17 protein-coding genes and 1 pseudogene are annotated in these 24,584 nt (G+C 71.7%); 5 read left to right on the top strand and 13 right to left on the bottom strand.

Annotation, left to right across the window (positions count from 1 at the left end; genetic code table 11):
- Positions 1–139: 139 nt before the first annotated feature.
- A complete protein-coding gene (locus tag ACFV1J_RS33740; RefSeq protein ID WP_385864574.1) occupies positions 140–1,774 on the bottom strand; it encodes an MDR family MFS transporter in 1,635 nt (544 codons plus the stop codon).
- Positions 1,775–1,918: 144 nt separating this feature from the next.
- Between ACFV1J_RS33740 and ACFV1J_RS33735 the strand changes: the two genes are divergently transcribed.
- A complete protein-coding gene (locus ACFV1J_RS33735; protein WP_385864572.1) occupies positions 1,919–2,533 on the top strand; it encodes a TetR/AcrR family transcriptional regulator in 615 nt (204 codons plus the stop codon).
- Here ACFV1J_RS33735 and ACFV1J_RS33730 read toward each other — a convergent pair.
- Positions 2,515–3,213, bottom strand: a complete 699-nt coding sequence (locus tag ACFV1J_RS33730) for a M23 family metallopeptidase (protein WP_385864570.1) — start codon at positions 3,211–3,213, stop codon at positions 2,515–2,517. The two genes, ACFV1J_RS33735 and ACFV1J_RS33730, sit on opposite strands and share 19 nt — an antisense overlap.
- Before the next feature lie 664 nt (positions 3,214–3,877).
- Between ACFV1J_RS33730 and ACFV1J_RS33725 the strand changes: the two genes are divergently transcribed.
- Complete coding sequence (locus tag ACFV1J_RS33725; protein ID WP_385864568.1) at positions 3,878–7,114, top strand: NACHT domain-containing protein; 3,237 nt, start codon at positions 3,878–3,880, stop codon at positions 7,112–7,114.
- 56 nt (positions 7,115–7,170) lie between these two features.
- On the top strand, positions 7,171–9,777 hold the full coding sequence (locus ACFV1J_RS33720) for an NACHT domain-containing protein (protein ID WP_385864564.1): 2,607 nt from the start codon (positions 7,171–7,173) through the stop codon (positions 9,775–9,777).
- Positions 9,778–10,097: 320 nt separating this feature from the next.
- Here the strand turns inward: ACFV1J_RS33720 and ACFV1J_RS33715 are convergent, their stop codons facing one another.
- Entirely contained in the window at positions 10,098–12,623 is a 2,526-nt protein-coding gene (locus tag ACFV1J_RS33715) for an ATP-dependent Clp protease ATP-binding subunit (protein ID WP_385864560.1), read from the bottom strand.
- Between the two features lie 498 nt (positions 12,624–13,121).
- On the opposite strand from ACFV1J_RS33715, the gene ACFV1J_RS33710 reads away from it, so the two are divergent.
- Complete coding sequence (locus tag ACFV1J_RS33710; protein WP_385864559.1) at positions 13,122–13,856, top strand: SCO3374 family protein; 735 nt, start codon at positions 13,122–13,124, stop codon at positions 13,854–13,856.
- Here ACFV1J_RS33710 and ACFV1J_RS33705 read toward each other — a convergent pair.
- From ACFV1J_RS33705 to ACFV1J_RS33660, 10 genes and pseudogenes are all read right to left on the bottom strand, one after another.
- On the bottom strand, positions 13,787–14,122 hold the full coding sequence (locus ACFV1J_RS33705; RefSeq protein ID WP_385864586.1) for an Lsr2 family protein: 336 nt from the start codon (positions 14,120–14,122) through the stop codon (positions 13,787–13,789). The genes ACFV1J_RS33710 and ACFV1J_RS33705 overlap by 70 nt on opposite strands.
- A gap of 156 nt (positions 14,123–14,278) precedes the next feature.
- Positions 14,279–14,797 carry an amino-acid N-acetyltransferase gene (locus ACFV1J_RS33700; RefSeq protein ID WP_030801698.1) on the bottom strand — a complete coding sequence of 173 codons (519 nt, stop codon included), beginning with the start codon at positions 14,795–14,797 and terminating at the stop codon, positions 14,279–14,281.
- 9 nt (positions 14,798–14,806) lie between these two features.
- Positions 14,807–15,319 carry a BlaI/MecI/CopY family transcriptional regulator gene (locus ACFV1J_RS33695; protein ID WP_385864584.1) on the bottom strand — a complete coding sequence of 171 codons (513 nt, stop codon included), beginning with the start codon at positions 15,317–15,319 and terminating at the stop codon, positions 14,807–14,809.
- Positions 15,320–15,497: 178 nt separating this feature from the next.
- Positions 15,498–15,677, bottom strand: coding sequence for a hypothetical protein (locus ACFV1J_RS33690; protein WP_385864557.1), 180 nt, complete (start codon positions 15,675–15,677; stop codon positions 15,498–15,500).
- A gap of 83 nt (positions 15,678–15,760) precedes the next feature.
- Positions 15,761–16,378 carry a hypothetical protein gene (locus ACFV1J_RS33685; RefSeq protein ID WP_385864582.1) on the bottom strand — a complete coding sequence of 206 codons (618 nt, stop codon included), beginning with the start codon at positions 16,376–16,378 and terminating at the stop codon, positions 15,761–15,763.
- Positions 16,379–16,593: 215 nt separating this feature from the next.
- Positions 16,594–17,391 carry a type III pantothenate kinase gene (locus tag ACFV1J_RS33680; protein ID WP_030416769.1) on the bottom strand — a complete coding sequence of 266 codons (798 nt, stop codon included), beginning with the start codon at positions 17,389–17,391 and terminating at the stop codon, positions 16,594–16,596.
- Between the two features lie 5 nt (positions 17,392–17,396).
- Positions 17,397–18,452, bottom strand: a complete 1,056-nt coding sequence (nadC, locus tag ACFV1J_RS33675; protein WP_385864556.1) for a carboxylating nicotinate-nucleotide diphosphorylase — start codon at positions 18,450–18,452, stop codon at positions 17,397–17,399.
- Positions 18,453–18,514: 62 nt separating this feature from the next.
- Positions 18,515–20,305, bottom strand: coding sequence for an L-aspartate oxidase (locus ACFV1J_RS33670; protein ID WP_385864554.1), 1,791 nt, complete (start codon positions 20,303–20,305; stop codon positions 18,515–18,517).
- Positions 20,306–20,562: 257 nt separating this feature from the next.
- Positions 20,563–21,561: pseudogene (panC, locus tag ACFV1J_RS33665) on the bottom strand (pantoate--beta-alanine ligase); the annotation flags it as partial.
- Positions 21,558–22,631: a Rossmann-like and DUF2520 domain-containing protein gene (locus ACFV1J_RS33660; RefSeq protein ID WP_385864552.1), complete on the bottom strand. Its 1,074-nt coding sequence runs from the start codon at positions 22,629–22,631 to the stop codon at positions 21,558–21,560. The gene ACFV1J_RS33660 and the pseudogene panC, both read right to left, overlap by 4 nt.
- A gap of 370 nt (positions 22,632–23,001) precedes the next feature.
- On the opposite strand from ACFV1J_RS33660, the gene ACFV1J_RS33655 reads away from it, so the two are divergent.
- Positions 23,002–24,381 (top strand): threonine aldolase family protein, encoded by a 1,380-nt coding sequence (locus tag ACFV1J_RS33655; RefSeq protein WP_385864550.1) that lies wholly within the window; start codon positions 23,002–23,004, stop codon positions 24,379–24,381.
- The last annotated feature ends 203 nt before the right edge of the window (positions 24,382–24,584 follow it).

Genomic DNA, 24,584 nt, shown 5'->3' with positions numbered 1-24,584 from the left:
AGCGAAGCAGTCCACACAACCGGCCCCGGAGGTCCGTCACCGCACCCGACAACCACCCGCCCGCCGCAGGCGCCACGGCGAGAAACCACCGCGGCGCCGCAGACAGGTACGTACGCGGCGCCGCCAAGCGCGCAAGGCGTCAGACAGCCGCCGGCACCTGCTCCGTCTCCGCGGACCCGCCCTGCGGGTCCGCGGCCGGCTTGGCCGTAGGCCCGCCCCGCAGCGGGACCTCCTTCAGGAACCAGGCCGCCGCGAAGCCGATGATGCTGACCAGGGCGCCCCACAGGAAGACCTGGTGGGTGCCGTCCGCCACCGCGTGCGCGTACGCGTCCTTGATCATCGGCGGCAGTTCGGACAGGCGCTTGGGGTCCATCTGGGCGCCGCCGGCGGTCATCTTCTCGCCGGCGGCCTTGCCGATCCGCGCGGCCATCGTGGAGTGCAGCTGGTTGGTGAAGATCGCGCCGAGGATCGCGACGCCGAAGGAGCCGCCGATGGTGCGGAAGAGGGTCGCGGACGAGGAGCCGACGCCCATGTCCTTGAGCTCGACGCTGTTCTGGGCGATCAGCATGGTGGTCTGCATCAGGAAGCCCATGCCGGCGCCGAGTACGGCCATGTAGACGCCCGAGGTGAAGCGGCTGGTGTCGGTGTCCATGAGGGACAGCACGGACAGGCCCGCGGTGATCAGGCCGCCGCCGACCACGACGAAGACCTTGTACTTGCCGGTCTGGGTGGTGACCCGGCCGGCGAACAGCGAGACGACCATCATCGCCAGCAGCATCGGCAGCAGCAGCAGGCCGGAGTTGGTGGCCGAGGCGCCCTGCACGGTCTGCTGGAACAGCGGCAGGAAGGTCATCGACCCGAACATCACGAAGCCGACGAGGAAGCCGATGACGGTGACGAGAGAGAAGTTGCCGTTGCGGAAGATGTGCAGCGGCAGCACCGGCTCGGCGACCTTGCGCTCGACGACGAGGAACACGGCCAGGGCGAGGACGCCGAAGATGCCGAGGCCGATGATCTGCGGCGACAGCCACTCGTACTCGGTGCCGCCCCAGGTGGTGATCAGGACGAGGGCGGTGATGCCGAGGGTGAGCAGTGCGGAGCCGACGTAGTCGATGCGGGCCCGGGAGCGCTTCTTCGGCAGGTGCAGCACCGCGGTGACCATGATCAGTGCGACCGCGCCGAGCGGGAGGTTGATGTAGAAGCTCCAGCGCCAGCCGAGGTGGTCGGTGAGGGTGCCGCCGACCAGCGGGCCGCCGATCATGGCGACGGCCATGACGCCGGCCATCATGCCCTGGTACTTGCCGCGTTCCCGCGGCGGGATCAGGTCACCGATGATCGCCATGACGCCGACCATGAGGCCGCCGGCGCCGAGTCCCTGGATCGCGCGGAAGCCGATGAGCTGGCCCATGTCCTGGGCCATGCCGGACAGTACGGAGCCGAAGAGGAAGATCACGATGGACGTCAGGAAGACGCCCTTGCGGCCGTACATGTCGCCGAGCTTGCCCCAGATCGGGGTCGAGGCGGCGGTGGCGAGCGTGTAGGCGGTGACGACCCAGGACAGGTGCTCCAGCCCGCCCAGTTCACCGACGATGGTCGGCATCGCGGTGCCGACGATCATGTTGTCCAGCATCGCGAGGAGCATCGCGATCATCAGCGCGAAGAGCACCGGCCGTACGCTCGCCGGCTGCTTGCCCTCCTGCGCGGTTCCGGGATTCGTCCCGTTTACCGCTATCCGTCCGTCCCCCGTCGGGGTCGCAGGCTGCGACTTCCCCATCACTCACTCTCTCCTACTTACTTGCCGCCCGGCTAGTTCAGTACAGTGAGGAAGGTAGGCCGCTAACTAGCCGGGCGTCAAGTAAGTTTCTGGAGCCCGGTCCTGGGCACGCCTCCACCAGCACCGACGACGCAGGAGAGCACCATGAGCACCGGGCAGACGCGACGGGGGAACACCCGCCAGCGCATTCAGGACGTCGCTCTGGAGCTGTTCTCCGAACAGGGCTACGAGAAGACCTCGCTGCGGGAGATCGCGGAGAAGCTGGAGGTCACCAAGGCGGCGCTGTACTACCACTTCAAGACCAAGGAAGACATCGTCATCAGCCTGTTCCAGGACCTGGCCAGGCCCTGCGACGAGCTGATCGCCTGGGCCGAGGGGCAGCCGCGGACGCTGGAGACCAAGCTGGAGGTGATCCGCCGCTACAACGAGGCGCTGCGGTCGGCCGAGCCGCTGTTCCGCTTCATGCAGGAGAACCAGGCCACGGTGCGGGATCTGAGCATCGGCGAGACGTTCAAGGCGCGCATGCTGACCCTTTTCGGCCTCCTCAAGGAGGACGATGCGGAGCTGACGGATCAGGTGCGCTGCATCACGGCGCTGTTCTCGATGCATGCGGGGATGTTCGCGATGCAGAACGTGGAGGGCGACCCCGAGGAGAAGCGCAGGGCCATCCTCGAGGTCGCCACGGAACTGGTCACGGCGGCAAACCCGCCGAACCGCCGGCCAGCCCGGCCGGATTCAGCTCAGACGGCGTCGCCGTGAGCCCGCAGGAATCCGGTCGGCTCGATGCCCGACCCGTAGTTGGGGCCGGTGCGGACCTCGAAGTGCAGGTGGGGGCCGGTCGAGTTCCCGGTGCTGCCGGACAGCGCGATCTGCTGGCCGGCGCCGACCTGCTGGCCGATGTGGACCTGGATCACTGACAGGTGCGCGTACTGGGTGTAGACGCCGTTGTCGTGCTTGATCACGATGGCGTTGCCGTACGCCGGGCCGTCACCGCCGCCCCAGGGGCCGGCCTTGATGACGGTGCCCTTGTGGACGGCCTTGACCGCGGTACCGCTCGGCACGACGAAGTCCTGGCCACTGTGGTTGTGCGCCCAGTGGCTGCCGGCCAGACCGAAGGTCGAGCCGAGGACGTAGTGGTCGACCGGCTTGACCCAGGCGTCGGCCTTCTTGGCCACGTCCTTCTTGGCCTTGGCCGCGGCGGCCTTGGCGTCGGCGGCGGCCTTGGCCTGGGCGTCGGCCTGCGCGCTGACCGTGGAGCCGACGTGCGAGGTGAGGCCCGTCAGACCACCGTCGGCGGCCGAGGCGGCACCGGCGCCGAGCGCGACGGAGACACCGAGACCGGCGGCGACCACGGCGGCCCGGCGGCCGAGCAGGGACTTCGCGGTCTTCGGGGTACCGGCGGAGTTCTTGGAACGGTGAAGGGCGGCGAACTTCGACATGCGGGTTTTTTCCTTCCGGAATTCGATCAGGAAGATCAGGGCGATCGGAGAGATCAGGAATTTCGCGACTTCCCGGCTGCGGACCGGTAGCGCCATTCCTTGGTAACCGGTCGGGGCCAACCCGCCAAGACCCCTCCGCTACTAAGCGGGCCCGTACAAAAGCCATGCGGAAAGTGCCTCTTGCCTTCCGCCCGGACTTTTGCATGATCGGGGCGAACTACCTCATTCCGGACAGCTGACGGATCCGCCAAACCACCACTGATCAGGGCTTTTACCCGGTCGTTGCCCAGGTGGGAATGGCGCCCGCACCCCCGTCGCCACCCCACCCCGCCCCGGCCCCGGAAAACCCCCGCACGCCCACCCACCCCTTCCCCTAATTCCGCTAGTAGGGCCATAATCGGCTGTGCGCCATGTCACTGCCGACCCGGTTTCTTTGTGACCTGGATTACCCGGACGGTGTGACCTGGATTACCAAAAAGGTGTGACCCGCATTACTGGCGGGCCCTGCGGCCGTTATTGCGGAGCGGCTGTCGAGGCCCACGGGATGGCGATTTCGTGACCGCCGCCACACCGCCCCGGCTAGCCTGGCCCCACGACAACACCGGTCAGCTCACCGGTCAGCTCACCGGCCACATCACCGGCCACGGGGGAGGCGGCGCGCACGATGGACCCGTCAGCAGTGGGCCTACGGCTCGCGTCCGGTGCGGTCGCGCCGCTCGTACGGAAGCTCTTCGTCCAGGACGGGCCGGGCGCCGGCCTCGTCCCGGCCCCCGTACGGATCTCCGCCCTGGTGTCCTTCACCGGCGAGCAGCGCACCCTCACCCGCAAGGACCTGCAGAAACTCGCCGCGGAGCTGGTCCGGCGGGCGTTACGCGGCTGCGGCCCCGGCGAGCGGCCGGTCCCCGACGACGAGGAGCAGGCGGTGGCCGGCGCACTGGCCGCCACCCTGCACGCCCTCGGCGACCTCGACATGGACGACGTCCAGGCCGTCCGGCTCGGCGCCCCCGCCCTCGGCGACCGCCTGCGCGCCGCGGCCCCGTCCGCCGCCCGCGGCCTGTCCCGGGACGCCGAGCTGCTGCACCACGCCCTGCTCGACACCGCCTGCCTGCACATCGTGCACTTCTTCACCCAGCGGTCGGCGTTCGTCGCCCGCACCCTGGTCCAGCAGAGCCGCAGCCTGGACGGCCTGATCGCCACCATGGACACGTTCCTCGAACGGCACCCGTCCCCGAGGGCGGCGGACCTCGCCTTCGAGCGCAGCTATCTCACCTATGTGGCGCGCAAACACAGCCGGCTCACCATCTACGGCATCGATCTGACCCACTCCCCGGACCGGTGGCCGCTCGACGCCGCGTACATGAGTCTCGCGGCGACGCCGGCCGCCGGGCGCGGGCCGAGGACCCCCGGCCCGTGGGAGGGGGACGGCACCCACCCGGCCGGCGCCCCGGCCCCGCTCCCCGCCGACCAGGCACTGGCCGGCCGCGACCGGGTGCTGCTGCGCGGCGTGGCCGGCTCGGGCAAGAGCACCCTGGTGCAGTGGCTGGCCGTCTCCTGCACCAAGGCCCCCGGCGAGACGCCCCTCCCCCACCTCTACGGCCGGATCCCGTTCGTCCTGCCGCTGCGCACCCTCACCCGCGACGGCGCGCCGCTGCCCACCCCGGACCGCTTCCTGGCGGCCGTCGGCTGCCCGCTGTCCGGCGCCCGGCCCGACGGCTGGACCGACCGGGTCCTGGCCTCCGGGCGGGGCCTGCTCCTCGTCGACGGCCTGGACGAGATCCCGGACCGCGAGCGCGACCGGGCCCGGCGCTGGCTGCGGGATCTGCTCGACGCGTTCCCCGCCAACCTGTGGCTGGTCACCACCCGGCCGTCCGCGGTGCGCGACGACTGGCTCGCCTCCGACGGCTTCGACGAGCTGACGCTGGCGCCGCTGCGCCGTGCCGAGGTCACCGCGTTCATCGGCCGCTGGCACGACGCGGCCCGCCGCGACGCCGAGGACCCCGCCCGCCTCGACGCGTACGAGCAGTCCCTGCTGGCCGCCGTCCACACCAAGCAGGACCTCGCCCGGCTCGCCACCAACCCGCTGATGTGCGGGCTGATCTGCGCCCTGCACCGCGACCGGCGCGGCTATCTGCCCACCGGCCGCAAGGAGCTGTACGACGCGGCGCTGGTCATGCTGCTCTCCCGCCGCGACCGCGAACGCGATATGGCCGCCCCCACGGGCATCGAGCTGAACGACGAGCCGCAGATCCAGTTGCTGCAGCGGCTGGCGTACTGGCTGATCCGCAACGGCCGCACGGAGCTGGACCGGGAGCGGGCCGAGCGGATCGTCGGCGAGGCGCTGCCGGCGGTGCCGGCGGCCGCCCGGCAGGGGGACGCGGCGGCCGTGCTGCGTCATCTGCTGCTGCGCAGCGGACTGCTGCGCGAACCGGTGGCCGGGTCGGTGCAGTTCGTGCACCGCACGTTCCAGGACTACCTGGGCGCCAAGGCGGCCGTCGAGGACGGTGACATCGGGCTGCTGGTGGCGCATGCGGAGGACGCCCAGTGGGAGGACGTGATCCGGATGGCGGTGGCCCACGCCCGCCCCCGCGAACGGGCCGAGCTGCTCCGGGAGTTGCTCACCCGCGGGGACTCCGCCGCCGACCCGCCGACCCGGCTGCGGGTGCATCTGCTCGCCCTGGCCTGCCTGGAGCATGCGACGGAACTCGACCCGGCCGTGCGGGAGGAGGTGCATGCGCGGGCGCGGGCGGTCCTGCCGCCCCGGAGCCGGGAGGAGTCGCGGCTGCTGGCCTCGGTGGGGCCGCTGGTGGTGGAGCTGCTGCCGGGGCCGGACGGCTTGGAGGACGACGAGGCGCAGGAGGTGGTGGCGACGGCGGCGCTGGTCGGCAGCGATGCGGGGCTGGAGGTCATCAAGCGGTTCCGCGGTCATCCGGCACCCGGCGCGCGGGTGCAGCTCGCCGCTTCCTGGACGGCTTTCGACACCGACCGGTATGCCCAGGACGTGATCCGGCACCTCGACGAGGAGGTGACGATCACCGTCGGGTCCCTCGCCGAGCTGCGCACGCTCAAGGCGCTCGGAGGCCGTCAACGCATCGTGGTGAGAGGCTCTTTCACCGCCCGCGAGCTTCTCGACGAGCTGGTTCACGAGCGCCTCAGGAGCCTGACGCTCCAGGAGAATCCGGAGATCACCGACCTCGGCTTCCTCCGTGAGTTCCCGAATGTGGAGTGGCTGTCGCTGTGGGGGTGCCCCGCGGTCGAAGACCTCACCCCGCTTGCGGACCTCGGCCTCCGCACGCTGAACCTCTCCATGCCGCCGGAACAGGACCTGCCGACCCCGCCCGGACTCGATACGCTGACCGGCCTCACCGGCCTGGGCCTCTACTCCCGACTGCCGGACGGCACCGCGGCGCTGCCCGCCGGTGCCCCACTGACCTTCCTGGCGACCGACCAGCCCCTCGGAACCGAGCTCGCCGGTCTGGTCTCCCGGCCCAGCCTGCGCACGCTGTACCTCGCTCGGCTCACGGATGCCTTCGACGAGGGTCAATGGGCCGAGGTGGCATCGCTTGAGAAACTGCGCTGGCTGTCCGTGGGCCTGGCGTCCGACCAGGTGTCCTTGCAGCTCCCGTCGGGACTCCGGATCCCCCAGGTCACCGGCCTCAGCCTCCTCAACCCGGCGCGGGTGCCCGCACCCCGTCTGAGCACGCTGCTGGACACCCTCCTCCCGGCCTTCCCTCACCTGCGCCAGCTCAACGTCTACGGCGCGATCGGCACCCCGATCGCCCTCCCACCCCTGACCGGCCTGTCCGACCTGCGGGAAGTCGGTCTCTTCGACCTCCGCCCCGACCCCCTTCCCGACCTCCCGCCCGGCGCCCGACTCACCCTCCGTCCCCGCCCCCGCGCCTAGGCTGGTCGGGGTAGCCGCTCAACCTCCCTGCCCGGTACCGCAGTTACGGGAAGTCCATGGATCCCACGAGTCTCGCCGCCCGTCTCGCCCCGCACACCGTCGATCCCCTCGTCCGCAAGCTGTTCCGTACCGACGGGCCGGCCACCGAGCTGGTCGGCCGGCCCGTTCCGATCGCGCTGCTGGTGTCGTTCACCGGCGAGAAGCCGGAGTTGAGCGGGTCCGGGCTGGACGACCTCGCCGGGTCGCTCGTCGAGCAGGCAACGGGTGGCGAGGACCCGGACCTGTCCGCCGCGCTGGCCCGTACGCTGCGGGCGCTCGCCGAGACCGGGATGGACGACGTGGACGCGGCGCGGCTGCTGCCCGCGGAGTTCGCCCGCCGGCTGTGCGCGCGGGTGCCCGGGGCCGCCCGCCGGCTGACGGGGGACCGTGCGCGGCTGTACGGGCTGCTGGTGGACGTGGTGGCCCGGCACGTCCTGTACTTCCTCACCCGGCGGTCGCCGTACGTGGCGCACACCCTCGCCGAGCAGACCCGTACGCTCGCCGAGCTGATCCACGGGCCGGCCGCCGCGGCCGGCGCACCGCCGGAGCGTGCAGCCGTCGAAGCCGTCACCGGCCCCGAGGGCGCCGCCGGCCCCGTCGGCCCCGTCGGCCGCGGCGTCGATGAGGGTGCCTTCGAGGAGGAGTACGCCCGGCGCACCGCCGCCCTGCACAACCACCTCACCATCTACGGCATCGATCTCGCGCACTCCCCGGACAGCTGGCCGCTGGACGCCGCCTATCTGGGGCTGCAGTGCGAGCCGGGGTCCCCGGAGGACGAGCCGCCGCTGCCCGCCGAGCGGGCGCTGGCCGGGCGGGAGCGGGTGCTGGTGCGCGGGGTGGCCGGGTCCGGCAAGACGACGCTGCTGCAGTGGCTGACCGTCGCCACGGCCCGCGACGAGCTGCCGGAGGCGCTGGCGGAGCTGCGCGGCCGGGTGCCGTTCCTGCTGCCGGTGCGCCGCTTCGCCCGGGCGGGGCTGCCCGACCCGGAGACGTTCCTGGACGCGGTCGGCGATCAGGACGCGGACCGGGCGCCGGCCGGCTGGGCGGCGCGGGTGCTGGCCGAGGGGCGGGCGTTGCTGCTGGTCGACGGGGTCGACGAGGCGCCGGAGGAGGAGCGGGAGCAGTTGCGCCGCAAGCTCGGCGAGTGGACCGGCCGCTTCCCGGGCAACGTCTGGATCGTCACCTCCCGGCCGTCCGCGGTGCCCGGCAACTGGCTGGCCGACGAGGGGTTCGGGGAGGTGGCGCTGGCGCCGATGAGCCGGGAGGACGTCGCCGCGTTCATCCAGCGCTGGCACCGGGCCGCGGCCCAGCAGCGCCCGGCCGACCTCGACCGGCTCGCCGAGTACGAGCGGACGCTGCTCAACGCGGTGCGGATCACCCGCGATCTGGGACGGCTGGCGACCAATCCGCTGATGTGCGGGCTGCTGTGCGCCCTCCACCGCGACCGGCGCGGTTATCTGCCGCACGGCCGCAAGGAGCTGTACGACGCGGCGCTGTCGATGCTGCTGGAGCGGCGTGACCGGGAGCGGGCGATGGGGGCGCCGGACGGGGTGGAGCTGACCCGGCAGCCCAAGATCCAGCTGTTGCAGAAGCTCGCCCACTGGATGCTGATCCACGGCCGTTCGGAGATCGACCGGGCGACGGCGGTCGCGACGCTGGCGGAGCATCTGCCGGCGATACCGGACGCCGCGCGGCAGGGCGGGCCGGAGGAGGTGTTCCGGCATCTGCTCAACCGGACCGGGCTGCTGCGGGAGCCGACGCCCGGCACCGTGGACTTCGTGCACCGCACGTTCCAGGACTATCTGTCCGCGCGGGCGGTGGTGCAGCGCCACGATTTCACGCTGCTGCTGGAGCACGCGCACCACGACGCCTGGGAGGACGTCATCCGGATGGCGGTGGCGCTGGCCCGGCCGGACGAGTGCGCGGCGCTGCTGGACGGGCTGCTGGCCCCGCATGCGGGCGTGCGGGCCGCGGAGGCCCGGCACCGCAAGCTGCTGGCGGCGGCCTGTCTGGAGCACGCCACGGAGCTGGATCCGGCGGTCCGGGCGCGGGTGCAGCGGTTCACCCGGGACATGGTGCGCCCGGGGACGCCGTCGGCGGCGCGGGCGCTGGGCTGGATCGGGCCGATCGTGCTGGAGATGCTGCCGGACCCCGCGGACGTGCCGGACCAGGAGGCGGTGCTGCTGGCGATCACCGCCACCTCGATCGCGGACGATATGGCGATCGACTATCTGACGGGGTTGCGCCACCGGGCGCACCACGACATCCGGGCGCAGCTCGCCGGGGCCTGGCGGCGCTACGACACGGCCCGCTACGCCCGCGAGATCATCGCCCACCTCGATCCGGCCGAGCTGTATTTCCCGGTGTCAGGCCCGGAGGAGCTGCAGGCCCTGCGCCGGCTGGGCGGCCGTCCGCATCTGCGGATCGCCGGGTTCTTCACGCCGGACCAGCTGGTCGAGGGCATCGCGCCGGCCGGGGGTCTGACCCGGCTGTGGCTCGCGTACGACCTCGGCGTTTCGATGGAGTGGCTGTCCGCGTTTCCGCATCTGGAGACGTTGCGGATCGGGCGTCGTATTCCGCCGGTGCACGGGGTTCCGGAGGGAATTCGGGTGGTGCGGCGGTAATCACCGGAGCTAATGGTTCCGGAAGAGCGCGGAAGCGCCCGGGAAGCATCACGGAAGTTCCGCGGAAGAGTCGGGCAGGTGCGACGGAACAATGGCATCGGCCGCGTCCGGTGTCTCCTCCGCATCTACTGCATCGTGCGTATCCGTCGTATACCGAGCCGGCCCTATACGGAGACGCGGAACTATACGGAGACGCGGAACGGGGACGGAAACGGAACTGCCCGGAATCGTTTCGTACGATTCCGGGCAGTTCCGGTGCACCTGCTCCGTTTTATTCGGTTGGGGCGCTATGGCCGCTTTGTGCGGTGAGGTGTTTCCGCTCAGGCGTCCTTGCTCAGGTTGGGACCCGAACCACCGGTCGCGGACTCGATCGGCGGGGCGTCCGGCAGGGCCGACTTCTCCTCGCCGCGGAAGGTGAACTTGGCGCTTTCACCCTCGCCCTCGGTGTCGACGACCACGATGTGGCCCGGACGCAGCTCGCTGAAGAGGATCTTCTCCGAGAGGGCGTCCTCGATCTCGCGCTGGATCGTGCGGCGCAGCGGACGGGCGCCGAGCACCGGGTCGTACCCGCGCTTGGCCAGCAGCGACTTCGCCGTACCGCTGAGCTCGATGCCCATGTCGCGGTCCTTCAGCCGCTCGTCCACCTTGGCGATCATGAGGTCGACGATCTGGATGATGTCGTCCTCGGTCAGCTGGTGGAAGACGACGGTGTCGTCCACACGGTTGAGGAACTCGGGGCGGAAGTGCTGCTTGAGCTCTTCGTTGACCTTGTTCTTCATCCGCTCGTAGCTGGACTTGGTGTCGCCCTGGGCCGCGAAGCCGAGGTTGAAGCCCTTGGAGATGTCCCGGGTGCCGAGGTTCGTCGTCATGATGATGACGGTGTTCTTGAAGTCCACGACCCGGCCCTGGGAGTCGGTCAGGCGACCGTCCTCCAGGATCTGCAGCAGCGAGTTGAAGATGTCCGGGTGGGCCTTCTCGACCTCGTCGAAGAGCACCACGGAGAACGGCTTGCGGCGCACCTTCTCGGTGAGCTGCCCGCCCTCTTCGTAGCCGACGTAGCCGGGGGGCGAACCGAACAGCCGGGAGACCGTGTGCTTCTCGCTGAACTCCGACATGTCGAGGGAGATCAGCGCGTCCTCGTCGCCGAAGAGGAACTCCGCCAGCGTCTTGGACAGCTCGGTCTTACCGACACCGGACGGGCCGGCGAAGATGAACGAGCCACCGGGACGCTTGGGGTCCTTCAGGCCGGCACGGGTGCGCCGGATGGCCTGGGAGAGCGCCTTGATGGCGTCCTTCTGGCCGATGACGCGCTTGTGGAGCTCGTCCTCCATGCGGAGCAGACGCGAGGACTCCTCCTCGGTGAGCTTGAAGACCGGGATGCCGGTGGCCGTGGCCAGGACCTCGGCGATCAGCTCCTCGTCCACCTCGGCGACGACGTCCATGTCGCCGGCCTTCCACTCCTTCTCCCGCTTCGCCTTCGCGGACAGGAGCTGCTTCTCCTTGTCGCGCAGGCCCGCGGCCATCTCGAAGTCCTGCGAGTCGATCGCGGACTCCTTCTCCCGGCGCACGTCGGCGATCTTCTCGTCGAACTCGCGCAGGTCCGGCGGCGCGGTCATCCGGCGGATCCGCATCCGGGAGCCGGCCTCGTCGATCAGGTCGATCGCCTTGTCCGGCAGGAAGCGGTCGGAGATGTAGCGGTCGGCCAGGGTGGCCGCGGCGACCAGCGCGGAGTCCGTGATGGACACGCGGTGGTGCGCCTCGTAGCGGTCCCGCAGGCCCTTGAGGATCTCGATCGTGTGCGGCAGCGACGGCTCCGCGACCTGGATGGGCTGGAAGCGGCGCTCCAGGGCCGCGTCCTTCTCCAGGTGCTTGCGGTACTCGTCGAGCGTGGTGGCACCGATGGTCTGCAGCTCGCCCCGGGCCAGCATGGGCTTGAGGATGCTGGCGGCGTCGATCGCGCCCTCGGCGGCGCCCGCACCCACGAGGGTGTGGAGCTCGTCGATGAACAGGATGATGTCGCCGCGGGTGCGGATCTCCTTGAGGACCTTCTTCAGGCGCTCCTCGAAGTCACCGCGGTAGCGGGAGCCGGCGACCAGGGCACCGAGGTCGAGGGTGTAGAGGTGCTTGTCCTTGAGGGTCTCGGGCACCTCGCCCTTGACGATGGCCTGCGCCAGGCCCTCGACGACCGCCGTCTTGCCGACGCCGGGCTCGCCGATGAGGACCGGGTTGTTCTTGGTGCGGCGCGACAGCACCTGCATGACCCGCTCGATTTCCTTCTCGCGCCCGATGACCGGGTCGAGCTTGGTCTCGCGAGCGGCCTGCGTCAGGTTGCGGCCGAACTGGTCCAGGACGAGGGAGGTCGAGGGCGTGCCCTCGGCGGGGCCGCCGGCCGTGGCGGCTTCCTTGCCCTGGTAGCCGGAGAGCAGCTGGATGACCTGCTGCCGCACCCGGTTGAGATCGGCGCCCAGCTTCACGAGGACCTGGGCGGCGACGCCCTCGCCCTCGCGGATCAGGCCGAGCAGGATGTGCTCGGTGCCGATGTAGTTGTGGCCGAGCTGGAGGGCCTCGCGGAGCGACAGCTCCAGGACCTTCTTGGCGCGGGGGGTGAAGGGGATGTGCCCGGACGGGGCCTGCTGGCCCTGACCGATGATCTCCTCCACCTGCTGACGGACCGCCTCAAGCGAAATGCCGAGGCTCTCCAGGGCCTTTGCGGCGACACCTTCACCCTCGTGGATCAGGCCCAGGAGGATGTGCTCGGTGCCGATGTAGTTGTGGTTGAGCATCCGGGCTTCTTCCTGAGCCAGGACGACAACCCGCCGCGCGCGGTCGGTGAACCTCTCGAACATCGTTAATCGCTCCTCAGAGCGGTCAGGCAGTTAGGGGTCGGTCCCCTCCCTGTCCTTCCGCATGCTAGTCCCGCGGGGCGGGACAGCTCATTCCAACTGCCGACACCCGTCCGGATCACCCCCGCTCCGGCGGGGAAATTTACTGCCGAACAGCTGACATCTGCTCCAACTCGATGGTGCGAGACGATGTTCCCGCAGGCCAGGCATATACGCCCTCCGCCACTACGCCCGTGGCGAACGCACCCTTCCCCGACACGCCGCCCGCATCCCGCCGAAAGCGGGGCCGAGGCGCTTCGTGCGCCGGTCACACCGTCTCTTCCCACTGAGACTTTCTTACCCGCTGCCTCTGACACTCCATGCGGCGCGGGCCGCTTCCATCCGCTACGGGCGAACATCCACGCGCCGCCGGACGCCTCACCACGCCTCTTGCACCAATACGTTGCGTAGAGGCAGCGATACCCACCGTAACTTCCGGGTGTGCGGGCAGTTGCACCGGGCATGCCCCGCGTGCTCCCGCGCCCCCGCAGCCCCCACCCTGTCCCCGGTCCGCCGGACTCCCTCGACTCCCTGGCCCCCCGGGCTCCCCTGGCAGCCGTTCGCCGCTGGTACGAGGACGGCATGGGATGGCCGACGGCCCCCGCGGAGCCGCTGGAGCTGCTGACCGGGGTGCGCTTCGACGTACTGGAGATGCCGGCCGACGCCGGGAGCGCGGTGCTGCGGCGGTGGCCGCTGCTCGGCCCGGTGGCGCAGCTGCGGCCGGGAGGCGACGCGATCCCTCCGGGTAACCGGCCGAAATTGCTCGTTCTCGTCGCGCCGGGTGGTGCCGAGGAACTCCCGGGAATCCTGGAATGGCTGGAGTGGGGCCCGCTCGCCGGGGATCTCACGGCGCGGGGGACCGGCGGCAGCATGCCCGCGCCGGCGTTCCCCTTCGGCCCTTCATCGCCTGGCGCATTCGGTTCGTGGGAGGCCGCGGTATGGATGCGACCTCCCCGGACCGGGCACGAGGCGGAGAATTCCCTGCCCGCCACGGGGTTCGGGACAGGATTCGGGGACGATGGGGGCGTCCCCGACCTCGTACGGCTCGTGAGCGCGGCGGCGACGGAGTGCCACCGTGCCCGGTTGTTGCGTGCTGGTAATGCCCAATCGGACCGCGTGCGCGGAGATCAGGCGTTGGCCTTCTCGAATGCCTCGCGAATCTCGGCGGGGACACGGCCGCGGTCATTGACGTTGTAGCCGTTCTCCTTCGCCCAAGCGCGGATCTTCGCGGTGTCCTGGCTTCCGGCGGAAGCCGCCGTGCGCGCCTTGCCGCGACCACCGGAACGTCCACCGGTACGACGGCCGGCCTTCACGAACTCCGCGAGCGACTCACGCAGCTTCTCGGCGTTGCCGTCGGAGAGGTCGATCTCGTAGGCCTTACCGTCGAGCGCGAACGTCACGGTCTCGTGGGCCTCGCCGCCGTCGAGGTCGTCGACAAGAAGAACCTGAACCTTCTGTGCCACCGGTTTCCCTTTCATCGAATGCGGATTACGACGGAAAGCAAACCGCTTTTCCGGGAAAAACACAAACCCTTGGGTAGGGTTCACTTGCCCACAGACCGGGGAACGCATGCTTCCGTAGCCATGAGATAGGGGAGCGATTCGGACATAGAACACTCATCACAGGTGCAGAAGCATCCGGCTGTTACCCAGGGTGTTGGGCTTCACTCGTTCGAGGCCGAGGAACTCGGCAACGCCCTCGTCATAGGAACGCAGCAGCTCGCTGTAGACATCCCCGTCTACCGGGGCCTCACCGATCTCGACGAAGCCGTGCTTGCCGAAGAAGTCGACTTCGAAGGTGAGACAGAAAATGCGCCGCACTCCGAGCCAGCGCGCGGTGGCCAGCAGCTTCTCCAGCACCTGATGCCCCACGCCGGCCCCCTTGAGCTGCGGGTCCACGGCCAGGGTGCGTACCTCCGCCAGGTCTTCCCACATCACGTGGAGTGCTCCGCAGCCGACGACCTCGGCGTCTTCGTCGCGCTCGGCGACCCAGAACTCCTGGATGTCCTCGTAAAGCGTGACGGTGGCTTTGTCGAGCAGGATCCCGTCGCGCGAGTAGGCGTCGATGAGACGGCGTACGGCGGGGACATCGCCGGTCCTGGCGCGGCGGACGGTGAGGCCTTTTGAATGCGCGGGCATGCGGGGACGCTATCGCCCCTTGCCACCGGCGTTCGCCCCGGGTTCATGCCCTTCGCGTGATCCGGGTTCCCGGCCCGCTTGTGGTGGTGCGGACGTCCGTCCTTCTTCCACCGGCCGGGCCTGTTCCGCCCGTTCACCTTGTCCGGCGGCCTCTTCCGGACCTTCGGCGCCTTCCTGCTCTTCGGGGTCTTCGGGCTCGTCGACCTGCACCATCCGTACGGCATCGCGCAGTGCCTGCCGTTGTTCCGGCGACATCATGCCGAAGAAGGCGACAAGTGCGGCGGCGGGGTTGTCGCTGGCGGACCATGCCTCGTTCATCAGTGCGGCGGCGTAGGCGGCGCGCGTGGAGACCGCCTCATATCGATAGGCGCGGCCTTCTGCTTCGCGGCGCACCCAGCCCTTCTGATGGAGGTTGTCCAATACGGTCATGACCGTGGTGTAGGCGATCGACCGTTCCTTCTGGAGATCTTCCAGGACTTCTCGAACGGTGACCGGGCGGTTCCACTCCCAGACCCGCGTCATCACCGCGTCTTCCAGATCACCCAAGCGTCTCGGCACACAAGAACAATAGTGGGAGATGTCCAGAATGCCCGTTGATCTCGTTGCGTTTGGAGGAGGGAAAGCCGGAAAAGGAGGCGGCCCGGGACGCGCGGTCCCGGGCCGTGGATGCGTGCGGGCCGCCGGTGCGGCGGCCGGTGGATCAGGCGCCGTGCGCGGTGGGCTCCTGACGCGCGGACTCGGTCCGGGCCAGCGCCGCGTCCACGGCGGCGTCCTCCTTGGACTTGTTCGCACCGCCCTGGCTCTTGATCATCGTCACGATCAGGCAGGTGAACGCCACCGCCATCACGACGGGCGGGAGCAGGGCTGCGACGTAATCCATGGCGTATGGCCTCCTCATAGGGCGTGAACCGCCGACTTGTAGGGCGTAAGCCGCCGAGAGTACGAAGCCAGGGTACGCAGCGCTCAGGCGGTGCGGCTCTCCGGGGGCGGGGCGGGCTTGCGGCGGGGCGGGAAGACCTCGCCGGGGGTGGGGATGGGCCGGTCCCGGCGGGGGGCCTTCGGCCGCGGCTCGCGCTGCGGCTGCGGGGGCCGCTTGGGTTCGGGCTCCCGCGCGGGTTCCTGGTCGCGGCCGCTGCGGGCCCCTGAGCGGCCGCCTGGCAGCGCGCGGAGCCGCACCCGTACGGATTGCTCGGCCAGGTGCTCGCAGTGCCGCAGCAGGGCGCTGCGGCGCGCGCGTTCGGCCCCGCCGGCGCAGCGGATGCGCAGCGAGCGCAGGGCGGCGAGGTCGTCGGGGCCGGGCACGTGCCCGGCGGCCAGGGCCTCCTTGAGCTGCGCGAGGTAGCCGGCGGCGGAGCCGGGCAGGGCGTCGCGGTAGCGGGCGAGGTCGGCCAGCAGGAAGGTGCGCAGCCGGCCGCCTTCGCGGACCGCCTCGTCGACCGCCTCGGCCAGCCGGAGGTATTCCTGGATGTCCCGGTCCCGCTCGGGCCCGGGGGCGCCGGGCGGGGCGGCGGAGGACGTCGTCGTCAGGGCATGGGCGAGGGCGCGACGGAGCACACGCAACTCATCGGCGCTGAACGCCATGCCGCCGCGGGTTCCGTTTGGCATTGGCATGTGGCGACTTTACGACCGATTCCGACAAAACCGGCTTAATTCGTGAATGGTGGCGCGGCAGAATCCGACAGAACCGGTCGTGCGGGCGCGGTCGTGCGGGCGCGGGCGTGGCGCGGGCGTGGCGCGGGCGTGCGGCCGCCCGCGCCGGACCGCCCGGCTACCGGGCCGTCGACGGCGGCCGACCCTCAGGAGCGGGCGACGTTCCGCTCGTAGACCAGGCGCAGCCCGATGAGGGTGAGCCAGGGCTCGTGCGCGTCGATCACCGAGGACTCGCCGAGGACCATCGGCGCCAGGCCGCCGGTGGCGATCACGGTCACCTCGTCGGGGTCGTCGGCCAGCTCCCGCGCCATCCGGTGGACCACGCCGTCGACCTGTCCGGCGAAGCCGTAGAGGATGCCGGACTGCATCGCCTCGACGGTGTTCTTGCCGATCACGCTGCGCGGCCGGGCCAGTTCGATCTTGCGGAGCTGGGCGCCCTTGACGCCCAGCGCGTCCACGGAGATCTCGATGCCCGGCGCGATGACCCCGCCGACGTATTCACCGCGCGCGCTGACCGCGTCGAACGTGGTGGCCGTGCCGAAGTCGACGACCACCGCGGGGCCGCCGTAGAGCTCCACCGCGGCCAGGGCGTTGATGATCCGGTCGGCGCCGACCTCCTTGGGGTTGTCCATCAGGATCGGCACGCCCGTCTTGACGCCCGGCTCGACCAGGACGGCGGGCACGTCGCCGTAGTAGCGGCGGGTGACCTCGCGCAGCTCGTGGAGGACGGAGGGCACCGTGGAGCAGATGGCGATGCCCTCGATGCCGTCGCCCAGGTCGTCGCCGAGCAGCGGGTGCATGCCCATCAGGCCCTGCAGCAGGACGGCGAGTTCGTCGGCGGTGCGGCGGGCGTCGGTGGAGATCCGCCAGTGCTCGACGATCTCCTCACCGTCGAACAGCCCCAGGACGGTGTGGGTGTTGCCCACGTCAATGGTCAGCAGCATGGCGGTCAGCGGTCCTCACGCGGCTCGGCGTCCCCGGAGCCGGCCTCCTCGCGCAGGTCCAGGCCGATGTCGAGGATCGGGGCGGAGTGCGTGAGCGCGCCCACCGCCAGGTAGTCGACGCCGGTCTCCGCGTAGGAGCGGGCGGTGGCGAGGGTGAGCCGGCCGGAGGACTCCAGCATCGCGCGGCCCGCGACCAGCTCGACGGCCTCCTTGGTCTGCTCCGGGGTGAAGTTGTCCAGCAGGATCAGGTCGGCGCCCTCGGCGAGGATCGGCGGGATCTGGTCGATCCGGTCGACCTCCACCTCGATCGGCACACCGGGGAACTCGGTCCGTACGGCGGTGAACGCCTCGGCCACCCCGCCCGCCGCGACGACGTGGTTGTCCTTGATCAGCGCGGCGTCCGACAGCGACATGCGGTGGTTGACGCCGCCGCCGCAGCGCACCGCGAACTTCTCCAGGGCGCGCAGCCCCGGCGTCGTCTTACGGGTGTCGCGGACCTTGGCCTTCGTTCCTTCGAGGACGTCCGCCCAGGCCCGGGTGGTGGTCGCGATGCCGGACAGCCGGCACAGGATGTTCAGCGCGCTGCGCTCGCCGGTGAGCAGGTCGCGGGTGCGGGTGGTGACGCTCAGCAGCTTGGTGCCGGCCTCGACCCGGTCGCCGTCCTCGACGTGCCGCTCGACCTCGAACTCATCGGTGCACACGATGGACAGCACCGCCTCGGCGATCCGCAGACCGGCGACCGTGCCGGCCTCACGGGCGGTGAAGTCGCCGGTGGCGACGGCGTCCTCGGGGACGGTGGCCACGGTCGTGACGTCCACGCCCTGGTCGAGGTCCTCCTCGACGGCGAGGTGCGCGATGTCCTCGACCTGTACGGGGTCGAGCCCGGCCGCCACCAGGAGGGCGGCCAGATCGGGGTCGAGCCCGCAGGTCAGCGGGTCGAGCTCGTAGGAGGCGTCGTCACCGCCACCACAGCCGCAGGCGTCGCCGCAGCCACCGGTGGGGGTGCCGCCGCTGGGCCCGCCGATCTGGAGGAGGGGGAGGTCGTCGGGGGTGCTGCTCACGGGATGGCTCCGTCTTCGGGATGGGGTGGTCGGTGGGGTCTTCGGGGCGGGCGGCCGACGGACTACGGGAGGGCCGGCGGGAAGCCGGCGTCCTCGGTCGTACGGAGGGTCAGCGCGCGGTCCGCGTCCAGGGTGATGCGGAAGTGCCGGCGCCAGGAGGCATCGTCGCGGTCGGGGTGGTCCTCGCGCCAATGGCAGCCGCGGGTCTCCTCGCGGCGCCGGGCGGCGGCGACCAGCACCCGGGCGACGCACAGCAGGTTGGTGGCCTCCCAGGCCTCCACACCGGGCTCGGGGGCCTTCTGCGCGGCCTCCTGGGCATCGGCCTCCGCCGCGGCCGCCGCGGTCGCCTCCTGGTGGATGCGGTCGAGTTCGGCGGCGGCGCGGGCCAGGCTCTCGGCACTGCGCAGCACGCCGGCGCCGGCGGTCATGATCCGTTGGACGGCCGTGCGGGTCTCGGGGGCCAGCAGCGGGAGGGTGGTCCGGGGCGCGGCCGTTCGGCCGGCGGCCACCGGGGCGGGGCGGTCCGCGGTACGCGGCGCGGAGCCGCCCTCGGCGATGTCGGTGGCGGCGATGTCGGCGGCGATCCGCTCGGCGAAGACCAGGCCCTCCAGAAGGGAGTTGGAGGCGAGCCGGTTGGCCCCGTGGACGCCGGTGCAGGCGACCTCACCACAGGCGTAGAGGCCGGGCACCGTGGTGCGGCCGTGCAGGTCGGTGCGGACGCCGCCGGAGGCATAGTGCGCCGCGGGGGCGACCGGTATCGGTTCGGTGACCGGGTCGATGCCGTGGCTGCGGCAGGCCGCGAGGATGGTCGGGAAACGGCTCTCCCACATCGGGGCGCCGAAGTGCCGGCCGTCCAAATACATGTGGTCCACGCCCTGTTCGAGCGACCGGCGCAGGATCGCCTTGGCGACGATGTCCCGCGGCGCCAGTTCGGCGAGCTCGTGCTGGCCCACCATGAACCGGGTGCCGTCGGCGTCGACGAGATGCGCGCCCTCGCCCCGTACGGCCTCGGAGATCAGCGGCTGCTGGCCCTCCGCTTCCGGGCCCAGGTACAGCACGGTCGGGTGGAACTGCACGAATTCGAGGTCGGAGATCTCGGCGCCGGCGCGCAGGGCGAGGGCGACGCCGTCGCCGGTGGACACGGCCGGGTTGGTGGTGGCGGAGAAGACCTGGCCCATGCCCCCGGTGGCGAGGACCACGGCCGGGGCGTGCACGGCTCCCACGCCGTCGTGCTGGCCCTCCCCCATGACGTGCAGGGTCACGCCGGCGGTACGGCCGGCCTCGTCCGTGAGGAGGTCGAGGACGAGGGCGTTCTCGATGGTGCGCAGTCCGGCGGCGCGGACCGCCTCGACCAGGGCCCGGGAGATCTCCGCTCCGGTGGCGTCGCCGCCGGCGTGCGCTATCCGGCGCCGGTGGTGGCCGCCCTCACGGGTGAGCGCTATCTCGTCGCCTTCCGGGGTGGTGTCGAAGCGGGCGCCGGCGGCGATCAGCCGGTGGACGGCGTCCGGGCCCTCGGTCACCAGGGTGCGGACGGCCGCCTCGTCGCAGAGTCCGGCGCCCGCGACGAGGGTGTCGTCCAGGTGCTGCTCGGGGGTGTCGCCGTCGCCCAGGGCGGCGGCGATACCGCCCTGCGCCCAACGGGTGGAGCCGTCGTCGAGGCGGGCCTTGGTGACCACCACGGTCCGCCGGCCGGCCGCGGCGCAGCGCAGTGCGGCGGTCAGCCCGGCCACGCCGGACCCCACGACGACGACGTCGGCCTCGATGGCCCAGCCGGGGGCGGGGGCCTTCAGGCGTATGCCGGTGCCGGGTACGGCTTCGGGGCCGGTGGCTGTTCCGGTGGCGGGCGCGGTCATCGGGTCGCTCCGAGGGGGCCGGGGGGTGGGGTGGGCGGTGTGGCGGGGGCGGATCGCTCACGGGCTGCGGACGCGGGGGCGGGGGCGTGCTGGTGCGCGGGGGCGTGCTGGTGCGCGGGCGCCGTGGTGTCCTGGTGTGCGGGCACTGCGGTGTCCCGGTCCGGGGGCGCTGCGGTGTCCCGGTGCGCGGGCGCTGCGGTGTCCCGGGATACGGGTGCCGGGGTGTCCCGGTGCCCGGAGGCGGGGGCGGTGGCCGGCGACTCCGCGCCGAAGGTGAGGTGGATGTTGTCGATGAGGCGCGTGGTGCCGACCTTGGCGGCCACCGCCAGGATCGCCTCCCCCACGTACGCGTCCGAGATCTCCGTGAAGTCGGACGGGTCGACCAGCGCCAGGTAGTCGAGCACCAGGGGCGGGTCGAGCCGTTCGGCGTCCTCCAGGACGGCGCGGGCGGCGGCGCGCGCGACGGACGGCGCGTGCCGGGGGACCGCGGCGGCGTACGCGACGGCGTGCGCGTCGGCGGCCGCCCGGTCCTCCCCCAGGGCGGCCAGCGCCGCCGAACGGTCCTGCGCCGCGTGGGCCGTGCAGGCGGCCCGGGCGCGCAGCGCCTCCTCGGCGGTGAGCCGGTCGCGGGCCGCGAACAGGGCTCCGGACAGCGCCAGCGCGGTGCGCCGCTCCGGGGTGGACAGATAGCGGTTGCGGCTGGAGAGGGCGAGACCGTCCTCCTCGCGCACCGTGGGGACGCCGATGATCTCGACCGGGAAATTGAGGTCGGCGGCCATCCGGGTGATGACGGCGAGCTGCTGGGCGTCCTTCTGCCCGAAGAACGCCAGGTCGGGCGCGGTCAGGTGGAGCAGCTTGGCGACGACGGTCAGCACGCCGTCGAAGTGACCTGGGCGGCTCGCCCCCTCCAGGCGCGTTCCCATGGGCCCGGCGGTGATCCGCACCTGCGGTTCGCCGCCCGGATAGACCTCGTCGACGGACGGCGCGAATACGGCGTCCGCGCCGGCCGCCAGGGCCAGCTCGACGTCCGCGTCCAGGGTGCGCGGATAGCGGTCCAGGTCCTCACCGGCCCCGAACTGCAGCGGATTGACGAAGACCGTGACGACGACCTGGCCCTGCGCTCCGGCCCGGCGGCGGGCGGCGCGGATCAGGGTGGCGTGGCCCTCGTGCAGCGCCCCCATGGTCATGACGACGGCCCGCGTGCCACTACGGCGCGGCAGGTCACGGAGCGCGGCGGCGGTGTGGAGAAGGGTCATCGCTCGTCTCCCTCGGGGCCGTGCCCCTGCTGGTCGGGATCGGTCGGGCCGGGGCCGGGGCCGTCCTGGCCGGGATCGCTCGGGTCGGGGTCGTCGGGGCCCGGGCCGTTCGTGCTTGAGCCGTTCGCGCCTGGGCCGTGGGGGCCGGGGGCGGAGGGGGCGTCGGGGGCGGAGCCGGCGAGCACGCCGAGCAGGTCCTCGGCCAGCTCCGGCTTCAGCAGCCCGTGGGCCAGCGCCCGGTCCGCGGTCGCACGGGCCATCGCGAGGTATCCGGCGACGTTCTGGGGGGCGTGCCGGCGCAGTTCGGCGACGTGCGCGGCGACGGTGCCCGCGTCACCCCGCGCCACCGGGCCGGTCAGTGCGGCGTCGCCGGACCGCAGCGCATTGTCGAGGGCGGCGCCGAGCAGCGGGCCCAGCATCCGGTCCGGTGCCTGCACGCCCACGTCACGCAGCAGCTCCAGCGACTGGGCAACCAGGGTGACCAGGTGGTTCGCGCCGATGGCCAGCGCCGCGTGGTAGAGCGGACGATCCGATTCCGTGATCCATTGGGGCTCCCCGCCCATCTCGATGACCAGCGCCTCCGCGGCCATCCGGAGCTCCTCGGGCGCGGTCACCCCGAACGAGCAGCCCGCCAGCCGCTGGACGTCCACGGAGGTGCCGGTGAACGTCATCGCGGGGTGCAGCGCGAGCGGCAGCGCCCCGGCCCGGGTGGCCGGGTCCAGCACCGCCGTTCCGTAGCGCCCGGAGGTGTGCACCAGCAGCTGCCCCGGCCGTACGGCGCCGATTTCCGCGAGGCCGCTCACCAGGCCCGCGAGGGCGTCGTCGGGGACGGTCAGCAGGACCAGTTCGGCCCGGGCGAGCACCTCGGCCGGGGTGACCAGCGGGACGTCCGGCAGCAGTTCGGCCGCCCGCCGGACGGAGGCGTCGGAGACCCCCGAGACGGCGACCGGGCGGTGCCCGGCGAGCTGCAGTGCCGCGGCCAGGGCGGGGCCGACCCGGCCGGCGCCGACGACCCCGACGGTCAGCCGGGCGGGGCGGTCCTGGGCCTCGGTGGGCGGATGTGCGTTCACGTGGCGATGGCCTTCCGTTCCAGTCCTCAGGGGGTACCGGACGATTCCTCGCCATGCTACGCGAGTGTTTCCGGGGTACTTCAGAGCTGCACGGAGGGTGAGACGGGGATCTCTCATCTAAGTTATCCACAGAGTTTTCCACAGGCCTCGCGGGCTGTGCGCGGCTGCGTCATGATCGGTCCCAACAGCACGCACACCGCGTACCGCACGCCGCACACGCGAAACCGCACATGCGAGCTGCACATGCGAGCTGCACATGCGAACTGCACGGGCGAAACCGCATGCGGGCAGGGCGCGGGCAGGTCCACGGTTGTGGGCAGGCTCAGGAAGGACCAGGGGGATGACGGGGATGAGGGGGCTGAGGGGAATCATGAAGGACAGCGCAAAGGACGTCGGCGCGGGCGTCGGGGAAGGTGTCGGCGTGGACGTCGGTGAAGGTGTCGGTGAGGATGCCGGCGCGGGCGTCGGTGAAGGTGTCGCCGAGGGCGTCGGTGAAGGTGTGGTCGAGGGCATCGCCGGAGGCCCGGCATCCGCGGGGGACGGCAGCGAGGGGGCGCACCCCGGCCACGGCGAGCGCAAGGCCGCCGGTTCCCGGGATGCCCGCCGGATCGCCGCGCTGCGCCGGGTGGAGCGGTCGCTCGCGCCGGCCCCGCGGCCCGAAACGGTCCGCGAGCGGCTGGACCGCCTGGTGGCCGACGCCCCTGCCGCCTACGACCTCGACAACATCACCGATGTCTACGGCAACGACGACGGCATAGTCGGCGAGCTGGAGCGCCGCACCGCCGAGGCACTGGGCACGGAGGCCGCCGCCTTCTTCCCGACCGGAACGATGGCCCAGCAGGTGGCACTGCGCTGCTGGGCGGGGCGTACGGGCAACGTGACGGTCGCCGGCCATCCGCTCTCCCACCTCGAGATGCACGAACGGGACGCGTACGCGGTGGTCAGCGGACTGCGGATGGTCCATCCGACCCGCGCGTCCCGGCTGCCGACCGCTGAAGAGGTCTACGGCCTGCAGGAGCCGTTCGGCACCCTGGCCCTCGAACTCCCGCTGCGCGACGCCGGTTTCGTACTGCCGGAGTGGGAGGAGCTGACCGCGGTGGTGGCGGCCGCGCGGGACCGGGACGCGGTGGTGCACTTCGACGGCGCCCGACTGTGGGAGTGCGGCCCGCACTTCGGCCGCACGCTCCCCGAGATCGCCGCCCTCGCGGACAGCGTCTACGTCTCCTACTACAAGTCGCTGGACGGCATATCGGGCGCCGCGCTCGCCGGCTCCGAGGACTTCGTCGCGGAGGCACGTGCCTGGCGCCACCGTTACGGCGGCCAGTTGTTCCAGCAGTGGCCCGCCGCACTGGCCGCACTGGCGGGCCTGGACCGCGAACTCCCCCGCATGCCGGAGTACGTCGCCCACGCCAAGGTGGTCGCTCAGGCGCTACGCGACGGCCTGACGGCGGCCGGCGTGCCGTGGTTCAGGATCCACCCGGAGGTGCCGCACACCCACCAGTTCCAGGTGTGGCTGCCGCACCCGTCCGAGGTCCTGGACGAGGCCGTCATACGGCAGGCGGAGAAGAGCAGGACGGCGCTGTTCCGCGGCTGGTTCGAACGAGGCCTGACCGAACCACCGGGAGTCTCCCTGACCGAGATGACGATCGCCGCACCCGCGCTGGACTGGACACCGCGGGACGTCCAGACGGCAGTTGCGGAATTCATGCGGTACGTGGAGGAGGCGGGGGAGGTGGGGGCGGGAGCGTGAGCGGGAGCGGGGGCGGGGGCGGGGCTTAGCGAGCTTTCGTCGAGGGGGTGGGGTGGGTGGGGGCGGGGGGAGGGGCCCCCGGGGGCCGGAGAGGCCGGAGGAAGTCCCCAAGGGCCGCCGCCCCCCCGGCCCCCCCCCCCCCCCCCCCCCCCCCCCCCCCCCCCCCCCCCCCCCCCCCCCCCCCCCCCCCCCCCCCCCCCACG

Origin of the sequence: Streptomyces sp. NPDC059649, from assembly GCF_042734445.1 — a bacterium.
GTDB lineage: Bacteria > Actinomycetota > Actinomycetes > Streptomycetales > Streptomycetaceae > Streptomyces.
This window is presented reverse-complemented; position numbering and strand designations above follow the sequence as displayed.